The 21,996-nt window shown below is 74.4% G+C and carries 22 protein-coding genes and 1 tRNA gene; 15 read left to right on the forward strand and 8 right to left on the reverse strand.

Features of this window, described 5'->3' with window-relative positions:
• The first annotated feature begins 255 nt into the window (after positions 1 to 255).
• The 5 genes from rplU (at position 256) to GFJ45_RS06805 (ending at position 5,010) form a co-directional block, all read left to right on the forward strand.
• Positions 256 to 564, forward strand: a complete 309-nt coding sequence (rplU, locus tag GFJ45_RS06785) for a 50S ribosomal protein L21 (RefSeq protein ID WP_153395532.1) — start codon at positions 256 to 258, stop codon at positions 562 to 564.
• 36 nt (positions 565 to 600) lie between these two features.
• Entirely contained in the window at positions 601 to 861 is a 261-nt protein-coding gene (rpmA, locus tag GFJ45_RS06790) for a 50S ribosomal protein L27 (RefSeq protein WP_153395475.1), read from the forward strand.
• An 86-nt stretch (positions 862 to 947) separates the two neighbouring features.
• A complete protein-coding gene (gene obgE, locus GFJ45_RS06795; protein WP_153395477.1) occupies positions 948 to 2,447 on the forward strand; it encodes a GTPase ObgE in 1,500 nt (499 codons plus the stop codon).
• Positions 2,448 to 2,516: 69 nt separating this feature from the next.
• Positions 2,517 to 3,647, forward strand: a complete 1,131-nt coding sequence (proB, locus tag GFJ45_RS06800; RefSeq protein WP_153395479.1) for a glutamate 5-kinase — start codon at positions 2,517 to 2,519, stop codon at positions 3,645 to 3,647.
• A gap of 13 nt (positions 3,648 to 3,660) precedes the next feature.
• Positions 3,661 to 5,010 carry a glutamate-5-semialdehyde dehydrogenase gene (locus GFJ45_RS06805; protein WP_153395481.1) on the forward strand — a complete coding sequence of 450 codons (1,350 nt, stop codon included), beginning with the start codon at positions 3,661 to 3,663 and terminating at the stop codon, positions 5,008 to 5,010.
• On the opposite strand, the gene GFJ45_RS06810 is transcribed toward GFJ45_RS06805, so the two are convergent.
• Positions 4,995 to 5,960 (reverse strand): glycosyltransferase family 2 protein, encoded by a 966-nt coding sequence (locus GFJ45_RS06810; protein ID WP_153395483.1) that lies wholly within the window; start codon positions 5,958 to 5,960, stop codon positions 4,995 to 4,997. The genes GFJ45_RS06805 and GFJ45_RS06810 overlap by 16 nt on opposite strands.
• A 68-nt stretch (positions 5,961 to 6,028) precedes the next feature.
• Here GFJ45_RS06810 and GFJ45_RS06815 point away from each other — a divergent pair, with 68 nt between their 5' ends.
• From GFJ45_RS06815 to GFJ45_RS06835, 5 genes are all read left to right on the forward strand, one after another.
• Positions 6,029 to 6,253, forward strand: coding sequence for a hypothetical protein (locus GFJ45_RS06815; RefSeq protein WP_153395485.1), 225 nt, complete (start codon positions 6,029 to 6,031; stop codon positions 6,251 to 6,253).
• Positions 6,253 to 6,870, forward strand: coding sequence for a nicotinate-nucleotide adenylyltransferase (gene nadD / locus GFJ45_RS06820; protein ID WP_267128852.1), 618 nt, complete (start codon positions 6,253 to 6,255; stop codon positions 6,868 to 6,870). The genes GFJ45_RS06815 and nadD overlap by 1 nt, the downstream gene beginning before the upstream one ends.
• On the forward strand, positions 6,871 to 7,269 hold the full coding sequence (rsfS, locus tag GFJ45_RS06825; RefSeq protein ID WP_153395494.1) for a ribosome silencing factor: 399 nt from the start codon (positions 6,871 to 6,873) through the stop codon (positions 7,267 to 7,269).
• The gene (locus GFJ45_RS06830) at positions 7,266 to 7,928 is read left to right on the forward strand and encodes a histidine phosphatase family protein (RefSeq protein WP_153395496.1); all 663 of its coding nucleotides are present in this window, start codon (positions 7,266 to 7,268) and stop codon (positions 7,926 to 7,928) included. The genes rsfS and GFJ45_RS06830 overlap by 4 nt, the downstream gene beginning before the upstream one ends.
• An 86-nt stretch (positions 7,929 to 8,014) precedes the next feature.
• Positions 8,015 to 8,087 (forward strand) — tRNA-Ala (locus tag GFJ45_RS06835).
• A gap of 29 nt (positions 8,088 to 8,116) precedes the next feature.
• Here GFJ45_RS06835 and GFJ45_RS06840 read toward each other — a convergent pair.
• The gene (locus GFJ45_RS06840; RefSeq protein ID WP_153395498.1) at positions 8,117 to 8,311 is read right to left on the reverse strand and encodes a hypothetical protein; all 195 of its coding nucleotides are present in this window, start codon (positions 8,309 to 8,311) and stop codon (positions 8,117 to 8,119) included.
• Positions 8,312 to 8,408: 97 nt separating this feature from the next.
• Between GFJ45_RS06840 and GFJ45_RS06845 the strand changes: the two genes are divergently transcribed.
• The 3 genes from GFJ45_RS06845 (at position 8,409) to GFJ45_RS06855 (ending at position 12,341) form a co-directional block, all read left to right on the forward strand.
• Entirely contained in the window at positions 8,409 to 9,635 is a 1,227-nt protein-coding gene (locus GFJ45_RS06845) for an LCP family protein (RefSeq protein ID WP_194288552.1), read from the forward strand.
• A 137-nt stretch (positions 9,636 to 9,772) separates the two neighbouring features.
• On the forward strand, positions 9,773 to 11,563 hold the full coding sequence (locus GFJ45_RS06850; protein WP_153395502.1) for an L-lactate permease: 1,791 nt from the start codon (positions 9,773 to 9,775) through the stop codon (positions 11,561 to 11,563).
• Positions 11,564 to 11,600: 37 nt separating this feature from the next.
• Positions 11,601 to 12,341 carry a (Fe-S)-binding protein gene (locus GFJ45_RS06855; RefSeq protein WP_153395504.1) on the forward strand — a complete coding sequence of 247 codons (741 nt, stop codon included), beginning with the start codon at positions 11,601 to 11,603 and terminating at the stop codon, positions 12,339 to 12,341.
• Between the two features lie 33 nt (positions 12,342 to 12,374).
• Here the strand turns inward: GFJ45_RS06855 and galK are convergent, their stop codons facing one another.
• The 3 genes from galK to GFJ45_RS06870 are packed head-to-tail and all read right to left on the reverse strand — an operon-like array spanning position 12,375 to position 15,513.
• A complete protein-coding gene (gene galK / locus GFJ45_RS06860; protein ID WP_153395506.1) occupies positions 12,375 to 13,568 on the reverse strand; it encodes a galactokinase in 1,194 nt (397 codons plus the stop codon).
• Entirely contained in the window at positions 13,565 to 14,668 is a 1,104-nt protein-coding gene (galT, locus tag GFJ45_RS06865; protein WP_153395508.1) for a galactose-1-phosphate uridylyltransferase, read from the reverse strand. Before galT ends, galK begins: the two co-directional genes overlap by 4 nt.
• Positions 14,665 to 15,513, reverse strand: coding sequence for a DeoR/GlpR family DNA-binding transcription regulator (locus tag GFJ45_RS06870; protein ID WP_153395510.1), 849 nt, complete (start codon positions 15,511 to 15,513; stop codon positions 14,665 to 14,667). The genes galT and GFJ45_RS06870 overlap by 4 nt, the downstream gene beginning before the upstream one ends.
• Before the next feature lie 67 nt (positions 15,514 to 15,580).
• Here GFJ45_RS06870 and GFJ45_RS06875 point away from each other — a divergent pair, with 67 nt between their 5' ends.
• Positions 15,581 to 17,110: a LutB/LldF family L-lactate oxidation iron-sulfur protein gene (locus GFJ45_RS06875; protein ID WP_153395512.1), complete on the forward strand. Its 1,530-nt coding sequence runs from the start codon at positions 15,581 to 15,583 to the stop codon at positions 17,108 to 17,110.
• Positions 17,107 to 17,748 carry a LutC/YkgG family protein gene (locus GFJ45_RS06880; protein WP_153395514.1) on the forward strand — a complete coding sequence of 214 codons (642 nt, stop codon included), beginning with the start codon at positions 17,107 to 17,109 and terminating at the stop codon, positions 17,746 to 17,748. Before GFJ45_RS06875 ends, GFJ45_RS06880 begins: the two co-directional genes overlap by 4 nt.
• A 21-nt stretch (positions 17,749 to 17,769) precedes the next feature.
• Here GFJ45_RS06880 and GFJ45_RS06885 read toward each other — a convergent pair whose 3' ends face one another.
• Genes GFJ45_RS06885 through GFJ45_RS06895 form a run of 3 tightly spaced genes read right to left on the reverse strand, consistent with a single transcriptional unit; the run spans position 17,770 to position 21,978 of the window.
• A complete protein-coding gene (locus GFJ45_RS06885; RefSeq protein WP_153395516.1) occupies positions 17,770 to 19,134 on the reverse strand; it encodes a (Fe-S)-binding protein in 1,365 nt (454 codons plus the stop codon).
• A gap of 1 nt (position 19,135) precedes the next feature.
• Positions 19,136 to 20,401: an FAD-binding oxidoreductase gene (locus tag GFJ45_RS06890; protein ID WP_153395518.1), complete on the reverse strand. Its 1,266-nt coding sequence runs from the start codon at positions 20,399 to 20,401 to the stop codon at positions 19,136 to 19,138.
• Complete coding sequence (locus GFJ45_RS06895; RefSeq protein ID WP_153395520.1) at positions 20,401 to 21,978, reverse strand: FAD-linked oxidase C-terminal domain-containing protein; 1,578 nt, start codon at positions 21,976 to 21,978, stop codon at positions 20,401 to 20,403. The genes GFJ45_RS06890 and GFJ45_RS06895 overlap by 1 nt, the downstream gene beginning before the upstream one ends.
• Positions 21,979 to 21,996 lie beyond the last annotated feature (18 nt).

Genomic DNA, 21,996 nt, shown 5'->3' on the forward strand with positions numbered 1-21,996 from the left:
CACCCGGTCCAACCAGCGCAACTGCTACAACCAGCAGGTGGTCCTCCCGGCGCCACCGAGGTCGTCACCGCCGAGCCCACCGGGACCGATCCCACCAGCAGCGAGCCTGCCGACGGGGAGCCCGGCTGAGTTTGGCCGCAGTGCCCCGGGCACGGTAGGCTGGCCCGTCGGTGCGCCCCGCAGCGCTTGCCGGCCGCCATGGCGGCCGGGCCCGGGGCGACGTCCCACCACCCAGAACGTAGGAAGTGAGTGAACGTGTACGCGATCGTCCGTGCTGGCGGCCGCCAGGAGAAGGTCTCCGTCGGTGACGTCCTGACCATCAACAGGGTGCACGCCGCCGCCGGTGAGACCGTGGACCTCGCGCCGCTGCTGCTCGTCGACGGCTCCACCGTCACCTCCGACGCCGACGCCCTGGCCAAGGTCAAGGTCACCGCCGAGGTGATCCAGGACGCCAAGGGCCCCAAGATCGTCATCCAGAAGTACAAGAACAAGACCGGCTACAAGCGGCGGCAGGGGCACCGGCAGCCGCTGACCCAGGTCAAGATCACCGCGATCGACGCCTGAGCACGTCGACCAGACCAGAAGAGGTAGGCATCAGCCATGGCACACAAGAAGGGTGCGTCTTCGACCCGCAACGGTCGTGACTCGAACTCCAAGCGCCTGGGCGTCAAGCGCTTCGGTGGCCAGGTCGTGGGCGCCGGCGAGATCCTGGTGCGGCAGCGCGGCACCCACTTCCACCCCGGTGAGGGCGTGGGCCGCGGGGGCGACGACACGCTGTTCGCGCTCGTCGACGGCACGGTGGAGTTCGGCTCCCGCCGCGGCCGCAAGACGGTCAACGTGGTCGACGCCGCCACCGCCTGAGCCAGACCAACCACCTGACGCACCGGACGCCGGTGGCTGCCCCGCGCAGCCACCGGCGTCCGGTTTTCGCTTGAGAGGATGGGCCCATGGCCACCTTCGTCGACCGTGTCGTCCTGCACCTGCGCGCTGGTAGCGGCGGGCACGGGGTGGCCTCGGTGCACCGCGAGAAGTTCAAGCCGCTGGGCGGGCCCGACGGTGGCAACGGCGGGCGCGGTGGTGACGTGGTGCTGCGCGTCGACCCGCAGGTGACCACGCTGCTGGACTACCACCACCGGCCGCACCGTGCCGCCGCCAACGGCGGCCAGGGGATGGGCGGGGAGCGGCACGGCGCGCACGGTGAGCACCTCGTGCTGCCGGTGCCGGACGGCACCGTGGTCAGCACCCGCGACGGTGACACGCTGGCCGACCTGGTCGGTGCAGGCACCGAGTACGTCGTGGCCCGCGGCGGCCGCGGCGGCCTGGGCAACAAGGCGCTGGCCTCCCCGCGCCGCAAGGCGCCGGGGTTCGCGCTGCTGGGTGAGCCCGGGGAGGAGCACGAGGTCGTCCTGGAGCTGAAGACCCTCGCGGACGTCGCGCTGATCGGCTTCCCCTCCGCCGGCAAGTCCTCGCTGGTGGCGGCGATGAGCGCCGCTCGTCCCAAGATCGCCGACTACCCGTTCACCACGCTCATCCCCAACCTGGGGGTCGTGACCGCGGGTTCGGAGCGGTACACGATCGCCGACGTGCCCGGGCTGATCCCCGGCGCGAGCGAGGGCCGTGGGCTGGGACTGCAGTTCCTGCGCCACGTCGAGCGCTGCCACGTCCTGGTGCACGTGGTCGACTGCGCCACGCTCGAGCCCGGGCGCGACCCGCTGACCGACCTGGACGTCATCGAGCAGGAGCTGGCCGCCTACGTCCCCGACGCCAGCCTCGGCGGCGTCCCGCTGGCGGACCGGGTGCGCATCGTCGTGCTGAACAAGGCCGACGTGCCGGAGGCGCGCGAGCTGGCCGAGCTGGTCACCCCGGACCTGCAGGAGCGCGGGCTGGAGGTGCACACGGTCTCGGCGGTGTCCCGGGACGGGCTGCGGGCGTTGAGCTTCGCGTTGGCCTCGCACGTGGCCCGCGCCCGGGCTGCCGCGCCGGAGCCGCAGCGCACCCGCACCGTGCTGCGGCCGGCGGCCGTCGACGACACCGGCTTCGTGGTGCGGCGCGAGCAGACGGCCGAGGGCGAGGCGTTCCGGGTGCTGGGGGAGCGCCCCACCCGCTGGGTGCGGCAGACCGACTTCGGCAACGACGAGGCGGTCGGCTACCTCGCCGACCGGCTCGCCCGGCTCGGGGTGGAGGAGGAGCTCTTCAAGGCCGGTGCGGTGGCCGGCTCCACCGTGCTCATCGGCCCGGAGGAGAACGCGGTCGTCTTCGACTGGGAGCCCACCCTGGCCGGGGGCGCCGAGCTGCTGGGCTCGCGCGGCACCGACCGGCGGCTCGACGAGCGGCAGCGCCCCACCCGCGCCGAGAAGCGGGAGGCCTTCCATGACCGGATGGACGCCCGGGCCGAGGCCCGGGCCGAGCTGGCCGCGGAGCGGGAGGCTGAGGACACCGTCGAGTGAGGGCAGCGCGCGGCGTCGGGCGCCCCGTCGATGCATGAGTATGTGGGGTAATGGATTAGTATGCTTTTTATGTCCGATCCCCGCCGGTTGCTGCGCGACGCGCGCCGCGTGGTGGTCAAGGTCGGCTCCTCCTCCATCACCGGCCCCCGCGGCGGGCTCGACTCGTTCCGGCTGCAGGCGCTGACCACGGTGGTCGCCAAGCGGTGGCTGACCGGTGCCCAGGTGGTGCTGGTGTCCTCCGGTGCGATCGCCGCCGGCATGCCCCCGCTGGGGCTGACCCGCCGTCCCAAGGACCTGGCGACCCAGCAGGCGGCGGCCAGTGCGGGCCAGGGCAGCCTGCTCGCGGCCTACACCCAGGCCTTCTCGCTGCACGGGCTCACTGTGGGCCAGGTGCTGCTGACCGCCGACGACCTGCACCGCCGGTCGCACTACGTCAACGCCAGCCGCACCCTGGAGCGGCTGCTCGAGCTGGAGGTCGTCCCGGTCGTCAACGAGAACGACACCGTGGCCACCGACGAGATCCGGTTCGGCGACAACGACCGGCTCGCCGCCCTGGTGTCGCACCTGGTGGACGCCGACGCGCTGGTGCTGCTCTCCGACGTGGACGCCCTCTACGACGGTCCGCCCTCCCGGCCGGGCAGCGCCCGGGTGCCGCTGGTGCGCCACCCCGAGGAGATCGCCGACGTGGACATCTCGGCGAGCGGCTCCCCGGTCGGCACGGGGGGCATGGTCACCAAGATCGCCGCGGCCCGCACCGCCACCGCGGAGGGAGTCCCGGTGCTGCTGACCGCCACCGAGCAGGCCGCGGCGGCGCTGGCCGGGGAGGACGTCGGCACGCTCTTCCTGCCCACTGGCAGCAAGAGCCGCGCCCGGCGCCGGTGGCTCGCCCACGCCAGCTCGGTCGCCGGCCGGCTGGTGCTCGACCACGGCGCCGTGGAGGCCGTGGTGCACCGGCAGACCTCGCTGCTGCCGGTCGGGGTGACCCGCGTGGAGGGCCACTTCCGCGCCGGTGACACGGTCGACCTGTGCGACCCCGAGGGCCGGGTCGTGGCCCGCGGCCTGGTCGGCTACGCCTCCGAGGAGCTGCGTCCCCTCGTGGGGCGCCGGCTGGACCGGGACCGCGACCACCTGGCGCTGCCCCGTAGCGGCCGCCCCACCCCCCGTACCGTGATCCGCCGCGACGACCTCGTCGTGCTGTGAGGAGTGACCACCGATGACGACCGACGTCACCACGCCCGCCTCGACCCCGGCCCCCGGGAGCGGCCCCCTCGACCCTGGCGCCGTCGCCCCCGAGGTCGTGGCCTACGTGCACGACCTGGCCCGCCGCGCCCGGCAGGCCTCCCGCCGGCTGGCGCTGCTGACGCGCGCGGAGAAGGACGCCGCCCTGCAGGCCATGGCCGACGCCGTCGACGCGGCCGCCGACGAGGTCGTGGCCGCCAACGCCGAGGACCTGGCCCGCGGCCGGGAGCGCGGTATGGCCGAGGGGTTGCTCGACCGGCTCACCCTGGACTCCGCGCGGGTGCACGCCGTGGCGCAGGCGCTGCGGGAGCTGGTCGCGCTGCCGGACCCGGTGGGGGAGGTCGTGCGCGGGTCCACGCTGGCCAACGGGCTGCAGATCCGGCAGGTGCGGGTCCCGATGGGGGTCGTCGGGATGATCTACGAGGCACGCCCGAACGTGACCGTCGACGCCGCCGGGCTGGCCGTCAAGAGCGGCAACGCGGTGCTGCTGCGCGGGGGCTCGGCCGCCGCTGCCAGCAACGCCGCGCTGGTCGGTGCGCTGCGACGGGCGCTGGCGGGCCGGGGACTGCCCGAGGACGCCGTGGCGCTGGTGGCCGAGGGCGGGCGCGACGCCGGCCGGGCCCTCATGACCGCCAGGGGCCTGGTGGACCTGGTCATCCCCCGTGGTGGGGCCGACCTGATCCAGACGGTGGTGCGGGAGTCGACCGTCCCGGTGATCGAGACCGGGGTGGGCAACTGCCACGTCTACGTCGACGCCTCCGCCGAGACCGGCACCGCGGTGCGGGTGGCGCTCAACTCCAAGGTGCACCGGCCCTCGGTCTGCAACGCCGCCGAGTCGCTGCTGGTGCACGCCGAGGCCGCCGAGCGGGTGCTGCCGCCGCTGCTGGCCGCGCTGGCCGAGGCCGGGGTGACGGTGCACGGTGACGAGCAGGTGCGCCGCTACGCCGAGTCCGCCGGCGTGGGCGCGAGCGCGGTGCCGATCACCGAGGGCGACGACGACGCCGAGTTCCTCTCGCTGGACCTCAGCGCACGGGTCGTCGACAGCCTGGACGAGGCGCTGGAGCACGTGCACCGGCACAGCTCGGGCCACACCGAGGCGATCGTGACCGCCGACCGGGCCGCCGCCCGCCGCTGGACCGCCGAGGTGGACGCGGCCGCGGTGATGGTCAACGCCTCCACCCGGTTCACCGACGGGGGCCAGTTCGGGTTCGGCGCCGAGATCGGCATCTCCACCCAGAAGCTGCACGCCCGGGGGCCGATGGCGCTGCCGGAGCTGACCACGACCAAGTGGGTGGTCGAGGGCGACGGTCAGGTGCGCGACTGACGGTCCGGGGCCTGCTCCTCCAGCGAGTCGTAGGCCACGTGGTAGGTGGGCCGGCCCTGGAGCGTGGAGTAGATCCGGCCGACGTACTCCCCGAGCACGCCCAGGCACAGCAGCTGGATCGCCCCGACGCCGGCCACGATGACCACCGTGGAGGTCCAGCCGGCGACGGTGTGGCCGAGCGTCTTGGACACCAGGGCGTAGCCGAGCAGCCCCAGCGCGACCAGGAACCCGCCCAGCCCGAACCAGGTGGCCGCCCGCAGCGGCGCGATCGAGAACCCGGTCAGCGAGTCCACCGACAGCCGCACCATCCGCGCCAGCGGGTACTTGGAGCGGCCCGCGGGCCGTGCCTCCCGGCGGTAGCTCACCGTGGTGGCCGGGAAGCCCAGTGACGGCACCACCAGCCGCAGCACCCGGTGCGCCTCGGGGAGTGCGTTGACGGCCGCGACGGTGGCCCGCGACATCAGCCGGTAGTCGCCGGCGTCGGCCGGCAGGTCCCGCGCCCCGGCGGCGCGCATCCCGGCGTAGAACAGCCGCGCCGTCGAGCGCTTGAAGGCCGAGTCGCTGCGGCGGTCGCCGCGCACCCCGTACACCACGTCGACCCCCTCCCGGCGGGCCGCCGCCAGCATCTGCGGCAGCACCTCCGGCGGGTCCTGCAGGTCCGCGTCCAGGGTGGCCACCCAGTCGCCACGGGCGGCCACCAGCCCGGCCGAGATCGCCGCCTGGTGGCCGGCGTTGGCCCGCAGCCGCACCACCCGCAGCTGCGGCCACTCGCGGCGCAACCGCTGCAGCAACACCGGTGTCCCGTCCCGGGAGCCGTCGTCGACCACGACCACCTCGTAGTCGCCGCCCAGCTCCGGGGAGGTGTCCAGCACGCGGCGCAGCCGCTCGGCGAGCAGCGGCAGCACCTCCTCCTCGTCGAGGACCGGCACCACGACCGAGAGCTGGGGCATGGGTTCACTGTAGGTGGGCGGCGACGGCGTCGCGGTGACGTGCCCGCAGGCAGGTAGGCTATGGCGCCATGACGTCTGTGCTTGTGCAGTCCGCGGGCAGCGGCCACGGGGTGGTCAACGAGCTGCCGATGGAGCCCCTCTGGTACGGGGTCCTCGCGCTGATCGCCTTCCTCGTGCTGCTGGGCATCCTGTGGTCCTTCCGCAACACCCTCGCCCTGGACCCGCTGGAGCACGACGACAGCCGGAGCCAGAGCCAGAGCCACGGGGCGGGGACGGCGTCGGACGGCCACTGATGCGCCTCGGCGTGATGGGCGGCACGTTCGATCCCATCCACCACGGACACCTGGTCGCGGCCAGCGAGGCCGCGGCGCTGCTGGGCCTCGACGAGGTCGTCTTCGTCCCGACCGGGCACCCCTACCGCAAGGACGAGCGCGAGGTCAGCTCGGCCGAGCACCGGTACCTGATGACGGTGGTCGCGACCGCGTCCAACCCCCGTTTCACCGTCAGCCGGGTGGACATCGAGCGGGACGGCCCGACGTTCACCCGCGACACGCTCAGCGACCTGCACGCCCAGCGGCCCGAGGCCGAGCTCTACTTCATCACCGGCGCCGACGCCCTGGCCCAGATCCTCACCTGGGAGGGGGTCGAGCGCCTCTGGGAGCTGGCCCACTTCGTCGGCGTCACCCGCCCGGGCCACGAGCTCAGCGACGACGGCCTGCCCCGGGACCGGGTGACCCTCCTGGAGGTGCCGGCCATGGCCATCTCCTCCACCGACTGCCGGCAGCGGACCGCGGCGGGGGAACCGGTGTGGTACCTGGTCCCCGACGGTGTCGTCCAGTACATCAACAAGCACCGGCTGTACCGGCCCGACCGGAACAGCCAGGCCCCCCCGACCTCGCAGGAGACCTGAGTGCCCGCCACCCGACGCGCCCTCGACCTCGCCCGCGCGGCGGCAGCCGCCGCCCAGCACAAGCTCGCCCGTGACGTCGTGGGCCTCGACGTCAGCGAGCAGCTGGCGCTGACCGACGTCTTCGTCATCGCCTCCGCGCCCAACGAGCGCCAGGTCTCGGCCGTCGTCGAGGCCGTCGAGGACCGCCTGCACGAGCTCGGCGCCAAGCCGGTCCGCCGGGAGGGCCAGCGGGAGGGGCGCTGGGTGCTGCTGGACTTCGGCGACATCGTCGTGCACGTCATGCACAGCGAGGAGCGGGAGTTCTACGACCTGGAACGGCTCTGGAAGGACTGCCCGCCGGTGACGCTGCCCGACGAGGGTCCGCCGGTCGACGGCGGTGCCGCCGGCAGCGGCCGGTGAGTGGCCCGTCGCCGGCCCCGCCTGCCCGCCGGCTCGTAATCTGGCGGCACGGGGAGACCGCCCACAACGCGGGTGGAATCTGGCAGGGCCAGCTCGACACCGACCTCTCGGCGCGGGGTCGCACCCAGGCTCGCGCGGCCGCGGGCGCCCTCGCCGCTCTCCAGCCCTCGCTGCTGGTGACCAGTGACCTGCGCCGGGCGGCGCACACCGCCGCCGAGCTGGCTGCGCTCACCGGGCTGGTCGTGCGGCCCGACCCGCGGCTGCGGGAGATCCACGTCGGCACCTGGCAGGGGATGAGCCAGGGCGACGTCGCCGAGCGCTACCCCGACGAGCACGCGGCGCTGCTGCGCGGGGAGGACATCGTCCGCGGTGAGCACGGCGAGTCGGTGGCGCACGTGGAGGAACGGGCGCTGGCGGCCGCGACCGACGCCCTCGCCGAGCTCGAGGAGGGCCGGACGGCGGTGGTGGCCACGCACGGGGTGACCGCACGGACCCTCGTGGCCGCCCTGGTGGGCATGGACCAGCGCACTGCCTGGCTGGCGCTCGTCGGGCTGCACAACTGCCACTGGGCCGAGCTGGTGGAGTCCCGTACCGGGTGGCGCATCGCGACCTGGAACGCCGGGGCGCTCGTCGCGGACGCCCCTGGCGGGGACCACTGACCGACGCCCCGGGCGCGGTGGCCGTGGGCGGTCCCCGATTTGGCTCGGGAGGGGGCCGTGTGTGTACTATTCACCGGTTCCCACACGGGGCTGTGGCGCAGCTGGTAGCGCACCTCCATGGCATGGAGGGGGTCAGGGGTTCGAGTCCCCTCAGCTCCACCCGTGAGCCGTCGCCGCACCGGCGGCGGCTAGTCACCGGCCAGGTGCCGCAGCGCGTCCGGTGCGCGCAGCCACAGCCGCTCGACCTCCTCCCCGCCGTCGCAGCGGCACAGCGCGACCGCCACTGCGCCGTCACGGCGGGCGCGCACCTGCCAGGTACCGCCGAACTCCTCCCAGCGCAGCAGCCGCTGGAGGTCCTCGCTCGGCTCGCCGTCGGTGCCCATGACCCGATGCTGCTCCCGTGCCGGCCACGCCGTCCAGCCCAGGACCGCCCGCGGGTGAGGGTGCCGGATGTCAGGCAGGGATGACACCATGCCGGCCGTGTCCCGTCCGCTGCTGCTCGCCGCCGCACCTGGCCGCCGCTCGCTGCGCGGCTGCGCCCTCCTGCTCGTGGTCTCCCTGGTGGCTGCCGGGTGCAGTGGCGACCAGTCGACCGACACCACGGGTGAGCCGGGCCGCGCGACGGCGACCGCGCCAGCCGAGCGGCCGGGACGCACCAGCGAGGCAGCACCCCGCACGGAGGAGCCCGAGCCGGCCGTCCAGGTCAACGGCGTCCCGCGGGGGCCGCGGCGGGTCGCCCAGGCTCTCTACGGCGGCGGTGACGTGCCGGCCCGCGGGAACCTCGGCACCCGGCTGGCGCGGCGGACGCCGGCCGAGCAGGACGTCACCGTCCGGGGCGCGGCCGGCCGCTGGCAGGGCACCCGCGTGGCGGTGCTCACCCACGACGACGACCTGACCCTGCTGGTGGAGGGCAGCCGGGGGTGGCAGGTGGTGGGTGGCCAGTGGCCGTCGCTGGGGATCGAGCGGCCGCTGCTCGGCGGCCGCCGGCACGTGCTGCTCATCGGCTCCGACGCCCGCGAGCAGCAGGGCCAGCCGGTCGACCGGATGCGCGCCGACGCGCTGCAGGTGGTCGGCGTGGACGGTGCCGGCGGCGGCGGCGTGATGGGCATCGCCCGCGACTCCTGGGTCACCATGCCCAGCGGGGGGGAGGCCAAGATCAACCAGGCCATGGTCGAGGCCGGCCCCGAAGGCCAGCTGGAGACGGTCCGGCGGGTGACCGGGCTGCCCGTGGAGGGCTACGTCCTGGTCGGCTTCGAGGGCTTCACGGCCTTCGTGGACGACTGGGGCGGGGTCACCATCGACGCCCCGCGGGCCTTCGACGGCTTCCCGGAAGGGGTGCAGGAGCTCACCGGGTACTGGCTGCTGCGCTGGACCCGGCACCGCAAGACGCTGCCCGGCGGGGACTTCGACCGCTCCTTCCACCAGGGCGTCGCCCTGGCCGGGATCGGGCTGCAGGCGCGCGGAGCCGGACCGCTGGCGCTGCCGCAGCTGCTCGAGCTGGTCGACACCCACATGGAGTCCAACCTCGACGCCGAGCAGGTGATGACCCTCGCCGCCTGGGCCTACCTGGGCAAGCCGGCCCGGTTCGGGCACGAGGTCGCCACCGGATCCGTCGGCTGGAGCGGTGACGGGCAGTCGATCGTGCGGCTGGACGAGGACGCCCGGCGCACCTTCGCCGACTTCACCGACGGCCGGCTGGGGGACTGACGAGCCGGTCCTGACCGCTCCCGCCGCGCGGACCTTGACGGGACGGGGGACGCACGGAACACTGCCGCGGTACGGCCGGAAACGGTCGTCCGCATCGTGGAAGCGATCGCGCCGCGACGTGCGAAAGGACTGTCACCGTGGACAACCTCGCCGTGCTGAGCGTGCTGGCGCTCTCACCCATCATCCTGGTCGGGGTGCTGCTGGCCGGCTTCCGGTGGCCGGCCAAGTACGCCATGCCCGTCGGGTACCTGGTGACGCTGCTCATCGCGGCGCTGGTGTGGCAGATGGAGCCCTCGGTGCTGGCGGCGGCCACCGTCGAGGGGTTCATCGTGGCGGCCACGCTGCTCTACATCGTGTTCGGGGCGCTGCTGCTGTTGGCGACCGTCTCCGCCTCCGGGGCGATGTCACGCATCAAGGCCGGCTTCGACAACATCTCCCCGGACCGCCGGGTGCAGGCCATCATCATCGGCTGGCTGTTCGGCTCCTTCATCGAGGGTGCCTCCGGTTTCGGGACCCCTGCCGCCGTCGTCGCCCCGCTGCTGCTGGCGCTGGGGTTCCCGGCGATGGCCGCCGTGATGGTTGGCCTGATCATCCAGTCCACGCCGGTGAGCTTCGGCGCGGTAGGGACGCCCATCCTGGTCGGGGTCACCAACGGCATGGGGCAGGACTCCCCGGGCATGCAGGACCGGCTGCAGACGGTGGGCGCCAGCTACCCCGACTACGTCGCCCGGATCGGTGCGGACGTCGCGCTGATCCACGGCATGGTCGGGCTGCTCATCCCGCTCATCCTGTCGGTCATGCTGACCGGCTTCTTCGGCGAGCGGCGCTCCTTCGCCGAGGGCCTCAAGATCGCCCCGTTCGCGCTCTACGCCTCGCTGGCGATGACGGTCCCGTCGGTGACGGTGGCCTTCCTGCTGGGCCCGGAGTTCCCCTCCCTGCTCGGGGGGCTGGTGGGGCTCACCATCGTCATGCTGACCTCCAGCCGAGGCTTCCTGATGCCCCGTGAGGTGTTCACCTTCCCGCCGCGCGCGGCATGGGAGGAGCGCTGGATGGGCAACGTCGACACCGACCACCTGGAGGAGGTCGGCAACCGCGACATGCGGCTGCTGGTGGCCTGGTCGCCGTACGTGCTGCTGGCCGTGCTGCTGGTGGCCACCCGGGTGATCTCGCCCCTGCAAGAGTTCCTGACCGGCGACTTCGCCCCGATGACGGTCACCGTGCAGAGCCTGTTCGGCACCGACATCTCCCCGGAGGTGCAGGCGTTCTACTCACCGGGCTTCCTGCTCATCGTCACCGCGCTGGCGACGTATGCGATCCACGGCATGAACGGCACCCAGATCCGGGAGACCTGGCGGGTGTCCGGTCGGCAGCTCGCCGGGACCGCGGTGGCGCTGCTGTTCGCGCTGCCGCTGGTGCGGGTGCTCATCCAGTCCGGCGCCAACGAGTCCGGCCTGGAGAGCATGCCGGTCGTGCTGGCGCAGGGCGTGGCGGCGATCGCCGGTGACAGCTGGCCGGTCTTCAGTCCCTGGATCGGCGCACTGGGTGCCTTCATCGCCGGGTCGAATACCGTGTCCAACCTGACCTTCTCCCAGTTCCAGTGGTCGACCGGCCACGAGATCGGCGTCCCACCGGAGAAGGTCGTGGCGCTGCAGGCGGTCGGCGGTGCCGGTGGCAACCCCATCGCGATCCACAACATCGTGGCCGCCTCGGCCACCGTCGGCCTGCTGGGCCGGGAAGGGGACCTGATCCGCAAGACGATCCTGGTAACCCTCTACTACTGCCTCGCCGCCGGGTCCATCGGCTTCATGCTGATCCATGGCGTCGGCCTGAACCTGGGCACGTTCGTGTTCCTCGGGCTGCTGGTGCTGCTGGCCGGCGTGGGGCAGTGGATGATCCGCCGGGACCGGGCGCTGGGCTCGGCCGGCTGACCGCGGTGGTGCGGCCGGGACGTGGCAGGCTGACCCCATGCGGATCGCCCTCCTGGTCACCTGTCTCGGAGACAGCCTGTTCCCGGAGGCCGGCAAGGCCACCGTGGAGCTGCTCGAGCGCCTGGGCCACGAGGTGGTCTTCCCCGAGGGGCAGACCTGCTGCGGGCAGATGCACACCAACACCGGCTACCAGCAGCACGCCCTGGCGCTCATCGAGCACCACGTCGCCGTCTTCGAGGAGGCGCTGGCCGGCGGCGCGGAGGCGATCGTCGCGCCCTCGGGGTCCTGCGTCGGCTCGATCCGCCACCAGCACGCCATGGTGGCCCGCCGCGCCGGCCGGACGGAGCTGGCCGAGCGCGCCGACCGGGTGGCCGCTGCCACCTACGAGCTGTCCGAGCTGCTCGTCGACGTGCTGGGGGTCAGCGATGTCGGGGCCTACTTCCCGCACCGGGTGACCTACCACCCCACCTGTCACTCGCTGCGGATGCTCCGGGTGGCGGACAAGCCGGTCCGGCTGCTGCGTGCGGTGCGGGGCATCGACCTCGTCGAGCTGCCCGCGGCCGAGGAGTGCTGCGGGTTCGGTGGGACGTTCGCGCTGAAGAACGCCGAGACCTCCACGGCGATGCTGGCCGACAAGGTCACCCACGTCCGGGAGACGCGCGCCTCGGTGGTGACCGCCGGGGACGCCTCCTGCCTGATGCACATCGGCGGCGGGCTGCAGCACTTGCGCACCGGCGTGCGCACGATGCACCTGGCCGAGATCCTCGCCGCTCGCTGACCGGTCGGGGCCGGCCCAGGTGGCCGGCCGCTGCTACCGGTCGCGGCGCGCACCCGCGCCCGGCAGCGCCTCCAGGAACCGCGGCGCCCGCATCCCAGCAGCGGTGAAGGCGGCGTGGACCGCGGCGGCGACCTCGGCCAGCGCCCCGCGGGGCGCCAGCGCCACCGCGGAGCCGCCGAACCCACCTCCCGTCATCCGGGCCCCGGCCGCACCGGCGCCGACGGCGGCGGTGACGGCCAGGTCCAGCTCGGGGGAGGAGACCTCGTAGTCCTCGCGCAGCGAGGCGTGGGAGGCCAGCAGCAGCGGGCCCAGGTCGGCCGGCCGGCCGCGCTCCAAGGCGGTCACGGCGGCGGTGACCCGCGCCAGCTCGGTGAGCACGTGCCGCACCCGCCTGCCCGCGATGGGGTCGAGCCCGCTGAGGTCTGTGCTGGCGTGGAGCTGTGCCAGGTGACTCACGCCGAGCGCGGCGGCGGCCTCCTCGCAGGTGCGGCGCCGCTGCGCGTACTGGCCGTCGGTCAACCGGTGGGGTGTCCGCGTGTCGATGACCAGCAGCGCCAGCTCGTGGCGGACCAGGTCCAGCGGCACCGGTCGGGAGGTGCCCCGGCCCACGTCCAGCAGCAGCGCGTGTCCGGCGCGGCCGCCGAGAGCGACCGCCTGGTCCATGCCGCCGGTCGGGGCGCCAGCCACCTCGTTCTCGGCACGCACGCACGCCCGGTGCAGTAGCTCGGTGCTCGCGTCGGGCTTCTCCGCGAGGCTGGCCGCGGCCAGCGCGACGGCGCACTCCAGGGCCGCCGAGCTGGACAGGCCGGCACCGAGCGGGACGGCGCCATCGACCACCAGGTCCACGCCGGGCACGGCGAGCCCTCGCTCGCTCAGCGCCCACAGCACGCCGGCCGCGTACGCCGGCCAGCCCCGTGGCCGCCCCGGGCCGACGTCGACCAGCGTGCCCTCCCAGCGCTGCTCCTCCTGCCGGGACAGCAGCCGCACCCGCCCGTCCGCGCGCGGACGGGCAGCGACCCGGGTGCGGTGGGGCAGCGCCAGCGGCAGACACCAGCCACCGTTGTAGTCCACGTGCTCGCCGATCAGGTTGACCCGGCCCGGTGCTGACCAGACGCCGACGGGGTCGGTGCCGAACGCGGCCCGGAAGGTCCGGATGACCGCGTCGGCCGCCTCGGCGTCCGCCGGCGCGGGCAGCCAGACGGGCTGACTGGTGCCGGCGGTGCTCATCCGCTGACCTCACGCAGCCGAGCGGCGACGGCCTCCGGGGTGGTGTCGTTGACCCATGCCGCCATGCCCGACTCTGAGCCGGCCAGGTACTTCAGCTTGCCGGGCGCCCGCTGGACCGAGAACAGCTGCAGGTACAACCGCCCGAGCTCGCGGCCGGCGCCGGTCGGTGCCTGGTGCCATCCGCTGACGTACGGGAGCCCCTCCACGCCGGGGTGGTACCGGTCCACCTGGAGCAGGAGCTGGCCGTAGGCCCGGGCCAGGTCGTCGCGCTCGGCGTCGGTGAGCGCCGCCAGGTCGGGCACGTCCCGCAGCGGCGCCAGGTGCACCTCGATCGGCCAGCGTGCCGCCGCGGGCACGTACCCGGCCCAGTGCGCGGTCTGCAGCACCACCCGGTGCCCAGCGGCCAGCTCCGCGTCCAGCACGTCCCGCAGCAGGTGGCCGCCGCTGCGTTCGCGGTGGGCCCGCGCCCGGCGCAGGTAGGCCTCGGTCCGCGGCGGCAGGAACGGGTACCCGTAGATCTGCCCGTGCGGGTGGTGCAGCGTCACCCCGATGGCCTCGCCGCGGTTCTCGAACACGTACACCTGCGCAACGGCGGGCAGCTCGGACAGCGCGGCGGTCCGGTCGGCCCAGGCGTCGACGACCGTCCGGATCCGGTCGGGTGGGAGCGCCCCGAGGCTGGCGGAGTGGTCGCTGGTGAAGCACACCACCTCACAGCGCCCGCCGGCCGGCGCCACCGGCCACAACGGCTGCTCGTCCAGCGGTTCCGCCGCAGCGACGGGACCGGCGAAGGAAGGGAACCGGTTCTCGAAGACCGCCACGTCGTAGTCGGTGGCGGGGATCTCACCGGGCGCCCGGCCGGGTCGGGCCGGGCACAGCGGGCACTGGTCGGCCGGTGGCAGGTGGGTGCGGGACATCCGGTGGGAGGCCATCGCCACCCAGTCACCGGTCAGCGGGTCCTGCCGCATCTGACTGGTGGGGACGACCGGATCCGGCGGCCGCGGGTCGGTCAGGTCGGCCTGCTTTCGGGGTGCCGCGCCGGGCCGGTCGAAGTAGAACAGCTCGCGGCCGTCGGCCAGCGTGGTGCGGGTGCGTCGGGTCACGGGCGCCCCGGCGGCTGCTGCCCGGTGGCGGACGGCGTCCGCGCGGCGGAGTGGGCCGGGCGGGCGCCGGTGGGGGTAGTGGCCACCACCAGCCGGCCGACGTGCTCGGCGAGCAGCGTGCGGGCCGGAGCGGGGAGGCCGTCGTCGGTCACCAGGACGTCGACCCCAGAGAGTGGGACGGCGGTGCTCAGGCCGACGACCTGCCACTTGGTGTGGTCGACCACAGCGATGACCCGCCGGGCGGCGCCGGCCAGGGCGGCGTCGACGCGGCTCTCCTCGAGCGTGGGAGTGGTCAGTCCCGCGCGCAGGTCCAGCCCGTGGGCCCCGAGGAGCACGGTGTCCAGGTGCAGGCCCTCCAGGGCCGCGAGCGCGATCGGGCCGACCAGCGCATCGGAGGGGGTGCGCTCGCCGCCGGTCAGCAGCACCCGCTGGTCGGGACGGCCGCGCTCGTGCAGGAGCGCCGCCACCGGGAGCGAGTTGGTCACCACGGTCAGCCCGGGGACGTCGGTCAGCAGCCCGGCGGCCGCGTGCGTCGTGGTGCCCGCGGAGAGCCCCACGGCGGTGCCCGGCTGCACCAGCGCCACGGCGGCCCGGGCGATGGCCTGCTTGGCAGGCACCGCACGGGTGGTCTTGGCGGCGAACCCGGGCTCGGCCACGCTCGCCTCGCGGGGCAGGACCGCCCCGCCGTGGACCCGATCGACGAGCCCGTCGGCTGCCAGCCGCGCGATATCGCGGCGGGCGGTCATCTCCGAGACCGCGAACCGGGCGATCAGGTCCGCCACCTGGACGGAGCCGTGGGCACGGACCAGCGTCAGGATCTGGCCCCGGCGGGCCTCGGCGAGCATGGCCGGACACTAGCAACCACAACCATGGTCGAACATGTGCGGTTGTGTGGCCTGCCATGATGGCCTCATGAGCGCTGCCTTCCTCGGGATGCCGAGGCGACGCCTCCCGGAGACCGGCTTCTCGCCCGTGCAGGGGAAGCGGCCGTTCCCAGAAGCGGCCTCCGCGGCGCTGTCCGACCCGGTGCTGCGGCGCAACCTCGGGCACGCCACCGGGGTGATCCGACGCAAGCGCGCCTCGGTGGTGGGAGAGCTGCCCGACTGGGAGGAGCTCCGGTCGGCCGGGGCGGCGATCAAGGCCGAGACCATGGCCAGGCTGCCGGAGCTGCTGGAGCAGCTGGAGGCCAACGTCACGGCGGCCGGGGGAGTGGTGCACTGGGCGCGGGACGCGGCGGAGGCGAACGCGATCGTGACCGACCTGGTGCGGGCCACCGGCGAGCGCGAGGTGGTCAAGGTCAAGTCGATGGCCACCCAGGAGATCGGGCTCAACGAGCACTTGGCGGCCGAGGGGATCACGGCACTGGAGACCGACCTGGCCGAGCTGATCGTCCAGCTCGCCGAGGACCACCCCAGCCACATCCTGGTGCCGGCGATCCACTTCTCCCGGACCGAGATCCGGGAGATCTTCGCTCGCCGGATGCCCGGGGTCGACCCCGACCTCACCAGTGAGCCGCGGCGGCTGGCGATGGCGGCCCGGGCGTTCCTGCGGGAACGGTTCCTGCGCGCCAAGGTGGGTATCAGCGGGGCCAACTTCGCGATCGCCGAGACCGGCACGCTGACCGTGGTGGAGTCCGAGGGCAACGGCCGGATGTGCCTGACGCTGCCCGAGACGCTCATCTCGGTCGTCGGCATCGAGAAGGTCCTGCCGCGGTGGCAGGACCTGGAGGTGTTCCTGCAGCTGCTGCCGCGCTCGTCCACCGGTGAGCGGATGAACCCCTACACCACGCTGTGGACCGGCACCCGCGCCGCGCACGAGGGTGGCGACGGCCCCCGGGCGTTCCACCTGGTGCTGCTGGACAACGGACGCACCGACGTGCTGGCCGACGAGGTCGGGCGCAGCGCGCTGCACTGCATCCGGTGCTCGGCCTGTCTCAACGTCTGTCCCGTCTACGAGCGCACGGGCGGCCACAGCTACGGGTCGGTCTACCCGGGGCCGATCGGGGCCATCCTGTCGCCGCAGCTGACCGGCATCACCGGCGACAGCGTCAACGACTCGCTGCCGTACGCCTCCTCGCTCTGCGGCGCCTGCTACGACGTCTGCCCGGTCAAGATCGACATCCCCTCGATCCTGGTGGACCTGCGGGCCCGCCACGTCGAGGCCGCCCAGCAGGCGTCCCGGGTGCCCTCGGCCGAGGCGGTGGCGATGGCGGCGGCCGCGTACGTGATGAAGGACGAGAAGCGGTTCGCCGCCGTGACCGGCTCGATGCGGCTGGGCCGCCCGCTGCTTCGCGACGGCCAGCTGCGGGGCCCACTGTCCTCGGTGATGACCGGTTGGTCCCGCGCTCGGGACGTCCCCGCCCCGCCGCGGGAGACGTTCCGGCAGTGGTGGTCGCACCGGGAGCGGCACGACGGTGCCGCGAGCGAGCGGGGCGGGCCGTGACCGGGTCGGCGCGCGAGGAGATCCTGAGCCGGGTGCGGGCCGCCGTCGCGGGTGCGGAGGCACCCGCGGTGCCGCGCGGCTACCGCCGCGAGGTCGAGGCCTCCGCGTCCCAGCTGCTGGAGCTGCTCGCCGACCGGCTCCGGGACTACCGGGCCGAGGTCGTGCCGGTGCCGGACGACGACGCGGCCATCGCCCAGGTGCTGGCGGACCAGCTGACTGAGCGTGGGCTGCGCTCGGTCGTGGCGCCGCAGGCGGTCGCCCGCGCGTGGCTGGCCGGCCCGGCCGGCGGTGAGGCGGTGCAGGTCGTGGTGGACGACGGCACGCTGACCTGGCAGGACCTCGACGGCGTGGACGCGGTGGTCACCGGCGCCGCGCTCGCCATCGCAGAGACCGGCGTCGTCGTGCTGGACGGTGACGCCTGGTGCGGCCGCCGGGCCGTGTCGCTGGTGCCTGACCTCCACCTGTGCGTGGTGCGGGGCCGCCAGGTCGTGGGGCTGCCGACCGAGGCGGTCAGCCGGCTGCAGCCGACCCGGCCGCAGACCTGGATCGCCGGGCCCAGCGCCACCAGCGACATCGAGCTGGACCGGGTCGAGGGCGTGCACGGGCCGCGCACGCTGGTCGTGCTGCTGGCGGGCTAGCGGACCGGCCCGGCCCCTGGCTCACGGCACCCGGACACCGCGGATCGAGGCGTCCAGCACCTGCGCGGTGTGCGCCATCCGGATCGGGCGGCCGGCCCGTTCCAGCGCCTGGGCCACCTGCATCATGCAGCCGGGGTTCGCCGTGACGAGCAGCTGGGCGCCGGTGGCGGCGACGTTGGCCGCCTTGCGGTCGCCCAGCTCCCGGGCCGGCTCGGGGTTGAGGATGTTGTAGACACCGGCGCTGCCGCAGCAGATCTCGGCGTCGGGGATCTCCCGCAGCTGCATGCCGGGGACGGCGGACAGCAGCGCCCGGGGCTGCTGCCGGATACCTTGGGCGTGGCCGAGGTGGCAGGCGTCGTGGTAGGCGGTCACCACGGGCACCGGCACCCCCTGCGCGTCGGTCCCGCCGACGGGGTGGCGCGGCGCGACCGGGCCGAGCTCGGCGATGATCTCGGAGAAGTCGCGCACCCGCGCCGAGAACGCCCGGGCGCGCTCGGCATAGCCCGGGTCGTCGGAGAGCAGGTGCACGTACTCCTTCATCGCCGACCCGCAGCCGGCGGAGTTGACCACGACGTAGTCGACGCCGGCGTCGGTGAAGGTGTCGATGACGGCGCGGGCGAACCGCTGCCCCTCCTCCTCCCGGCCGGTGTGCGTGCTGAGCGCCCCGCAGCAGCCCTGGCCGGCCGGGGCGACGACATCACACCCCTCAGCCGCGAGCACCCGGGCGGTCGCGGCGTTGACGCCGGGGAAGAACTCGCGCTGCACGCACCCGGTGAGCATGCCGACGACGGCCCGCCGCTCGCCGACCGCGGGGGTGTGCTCAGCCACCCGCTCCGGCCGGCCCAGCCGCGGTGCCAGCGACTGCATGGCGGCCAGCTGCGGGGACAGCTTCTCCAGCAGCCGGGAGCGCTGCAGCGCCCGGTCGGCGCCGAGCCGCTGGGCCAGCCGCAGCGGCCCGCGCAGCACCCGCAGCCGGCGCGGGTACGGGAACAGCGTGAAGATCGCCGCCCGCAGCGCCCGGTCCGGGGCGCTGCGCTGGTAGCGACGCTCGACCTGGGCGCGCGTCTGCTCGATGAGCCGGTCGTACTGCACGCCCGAGGGGCAGGAGGTGACACAGGCCATGCAGCCCAGGCAGGCGTCGAAGTGACCCACCATCGACTCGCTCAGCGGGGCGCCCTCCAGACCGGTCTTCATCAGGTGGATCCGCCCCCGCGGGGAGTCCATCTCCTCCCCCCACAGCGCGTAGGTGGGGCAGGTGGTCAGGCAGAAGCCGCAGTGGACGCAGTCGTCGATCAACTCCGGGCTGGGCGGCCGGTGGCTGTCGAAGGCCGGCTGGTCCGCACCGCGGACGCCCGGGATGCCCAGCCGGACCTGGTGGTGTGCCATCTCAGATGCCTCCTACGAAGCGGCCCGGAGAGAGGACTCCGGCCGGGTCGAACTCGTGCTTGACGCGCCGCATCAGCGGCAGGCCGCCGACCGGCCCCCAGCTGTCCACGGCCTGCTTCAGGTGCGGCGCGGCGTCGAGGACAACCAGGCTGCCGCCGTGCGCGGTGCACCAGCGACGCAGCCGCTGGACACGGTCGGCGACGTCGGCCGGGTCCGTGGACCCGCGCAGCCGCCCGTGGAGCACGCCGACACCCGCCGACCCGCGCACCGCGACCGAGGCCGCCGTGGCGTGCCGCACCAGCTCGGGAACCGCGCTGAGTGCGGCGGTCATCCGCAGCAGCACCGGGCGGTCCGCGGGCTCCTGGGAAGTCCTGGGGGCGGTGCGGTCGTCCCCGGGCAGCCGGAACGGCCACCGCGGGTCGGTCTGCTGCGCGCCCGCCCCCAGCAACCCGCGGACGGACTCGGTGCGGGCCCGGACGCCGCCCGCCGTCCCGGCGAGCATGACGGCGACCCGCGCCCGGTCCGCGGCGGTGCCGTCCCCGTCGGCCGGGGCGGCGTCCACCTCCAGGGCGGAGGGGACCAGCTGGGAGTGCCGGACGGCCGCCACCCGGCCGGCCAGCTCCGCCATCGGGACGTCGGCCTCCACCCAGCTGGTGGCCTCGGGGAGGGGGTGCAGCCGGAAGGTCGCCTCCGTGACCACCCCGAGCGTGCCGTAGGAGCCGCAGAGCAGCTTGCCCAGGTCGTACCCCGCGACGTTCTTGACGACCTTGCCGCCCGCCTTGGCGACGGTGCCGTCGGCGCGCACCATGGTGACCCCGATCAGCAGGTCCCGGGGCGCGCCGGGCACCAGCCGCCGTGGCCCGCAGGCGTTGGTGGCGACCAGCCCGCCCACGGTCCCGCCGCCGACCAGGTCGTCCACCAGTAGCTGCTGGCCGGCCTCGGCGAGGACCGCCTGCAGGTCGGCCAGTGGCAGGCCGGCCTGGGCGGTGGCGATGAGGTCGCCGTGCGCGTGCTCGACCAGCCGGTCCATCGCGGTGGTCTCGAGCACCACGTCCAGCCGGCGCGGGGGGCGCCCCCAGCTCAGCCGGGTGCCGCGGCCGCGGGTGGTGACCGCGAGCCGATGCTGGTGGCAGGTGCGCAGCAACGCGGCGGTCTGCTCCGTCGAGCCCGGGGTGGCCACGACCCGCGGCATGACGCCGTCGACGTCGTCGCCGGGGCCGGCCTGCCGCACCGGGCAGGCCCCGCCGAGGATGTCGGCCAGCTCCATCAGAAGATCTCCGCCACGCCGGTCTCCTGCAGCGGGTGCGCGCCTTGGTGGCGGCCGGGGCGCTCCCCGCACAGCCGCGGGGTGGGATAGATCTTGCCCGGGTTGGCGATCCCGTCGGGGTCGAAGGCGCAGCGCACCAGCTGCATGGTGTCCAGGTCCTCGTCGGTGAACATGCGCGGCATGTAGCGGGCCTTGTCGGAGCCGACGCCGTGCTCGCCGGTGATGGAGCCGCCCTGCTCGATGCACAGGTCCAGGATCATCCCGGAGACGTTCTCGGCCCGTTCCGTCTCGCCCTCGGTGCCGCCGTCGAAGAGCACCAGCGGGTGGAGGTTGCCGTCGCCGGCGTGGAAGACGTTGGCGACCCGCACCCCCTGCTCGGCGCTGATCTCGCTCATCCGTCGCAGCACCTGCCCGAGCGCGGTCCGGGGCACCACGCCGTCCTGGACGATGTAGTCGGGGGAGATGCGCCCCACGGCCGCGAACGCGGACTTGCGCCCCTTCCAGATGGCCGCCCGGTCGGCGGCCTCGGTGGCCACCCGCAGCTCGATCGCGGCGTGCTCGCGGCAGATCCGCTCGACCTCGGCGAGCTCGTGGGCCACCTCGTCGGTCGGCCCGTCCACCTCCACCAGCAGCACCGCGCCCGCACCCTCGGGGTAGCCGCACTGCACCGCCGCCTCGGCCGCCTCGATCGCCAGGGCGTCCATGATCTCGATGGCCGCCGGCACGATGCCGCTGGCGATGATCGCGCTGGTCGCCGCGCCGGCCTGGTCGGTGTCGTCGAACCCGGCGAGCACGGTGCGCACGTCCTCCGGCAGCCGCACCAGCCGGACCGTGGCCCGGGTCGCCACCCCGAGGGTGCCCTCGGAGCCGACGAAGGCCCCGATGAGGTCGTACCCCGGGGCGTCGGGGGCCCGGGTGCCCAGCGTCACCTGCTCACCGTCGGGAGTCACCACGTCCAGGCTGAGCACGTGGTTGGTGGTGAAGCCGTACTTCAGGCAGTGCGCGCCGCCGGAGTTCTCGGCGACGTTGCCGCCGATGGAGCAGATCTGCTGGCTGGAGGGGTCCGGCGCGAAGTAGTACCCCAGCGGCGTGGCGGCCTGGGAGACCTGCAGGTTGATGACGCCGGGGTCGACGACCGCCCGCTGGTCCTCGCCGCTGACCTCGTGCAGGGTGCGCAGCTGGCTGGTGACCACGAGCACGCCGTCGGCGTGCGGCAGCGCCCCGCCGGAGAGTCCCGTGCCCGAGCCGCGGGCCACGAACGGCACCCGGTGCCGGGCGCACGCGCGCACCGTCGCGGCGACGTGCTCGGGCCGGCTGGCGAGCACGACGAGGCCGGGCGTGACCCGGTAGGCCGCGAGGCCGTCGCACTCGTAGGTGGCCAGCCGCGCGGGGTCGGTGAGGACCGCTTCCTCGGGGAGCAGCCCTCGCAGGTCCTCCCGGACCTGGGCCACGGTGCCCCGGCTCGCGGGTGCACCGGCGGGCTCGCGCTGGGCCTGGACCTCGGCGGCGGGGTCAGCGCCGCGCAGCACGCTGGCCTGCCGCTCCGGGTCGGAGGGGTGTCCTGCCTGCGTGGTCATCGGCGTCTCCGGGGTCGT

The organism is Ornithinicoccus halotolerans (genome assembly GCF_009602535.1).
GTDB classification, from domain to species: domain Bacteria; phylum Actinomycetota; class Actinomycetes; order Actinomycetales; family Dermatophilaceae; genus Ornithinicoccus; species Ornithinicoccus halotolerans.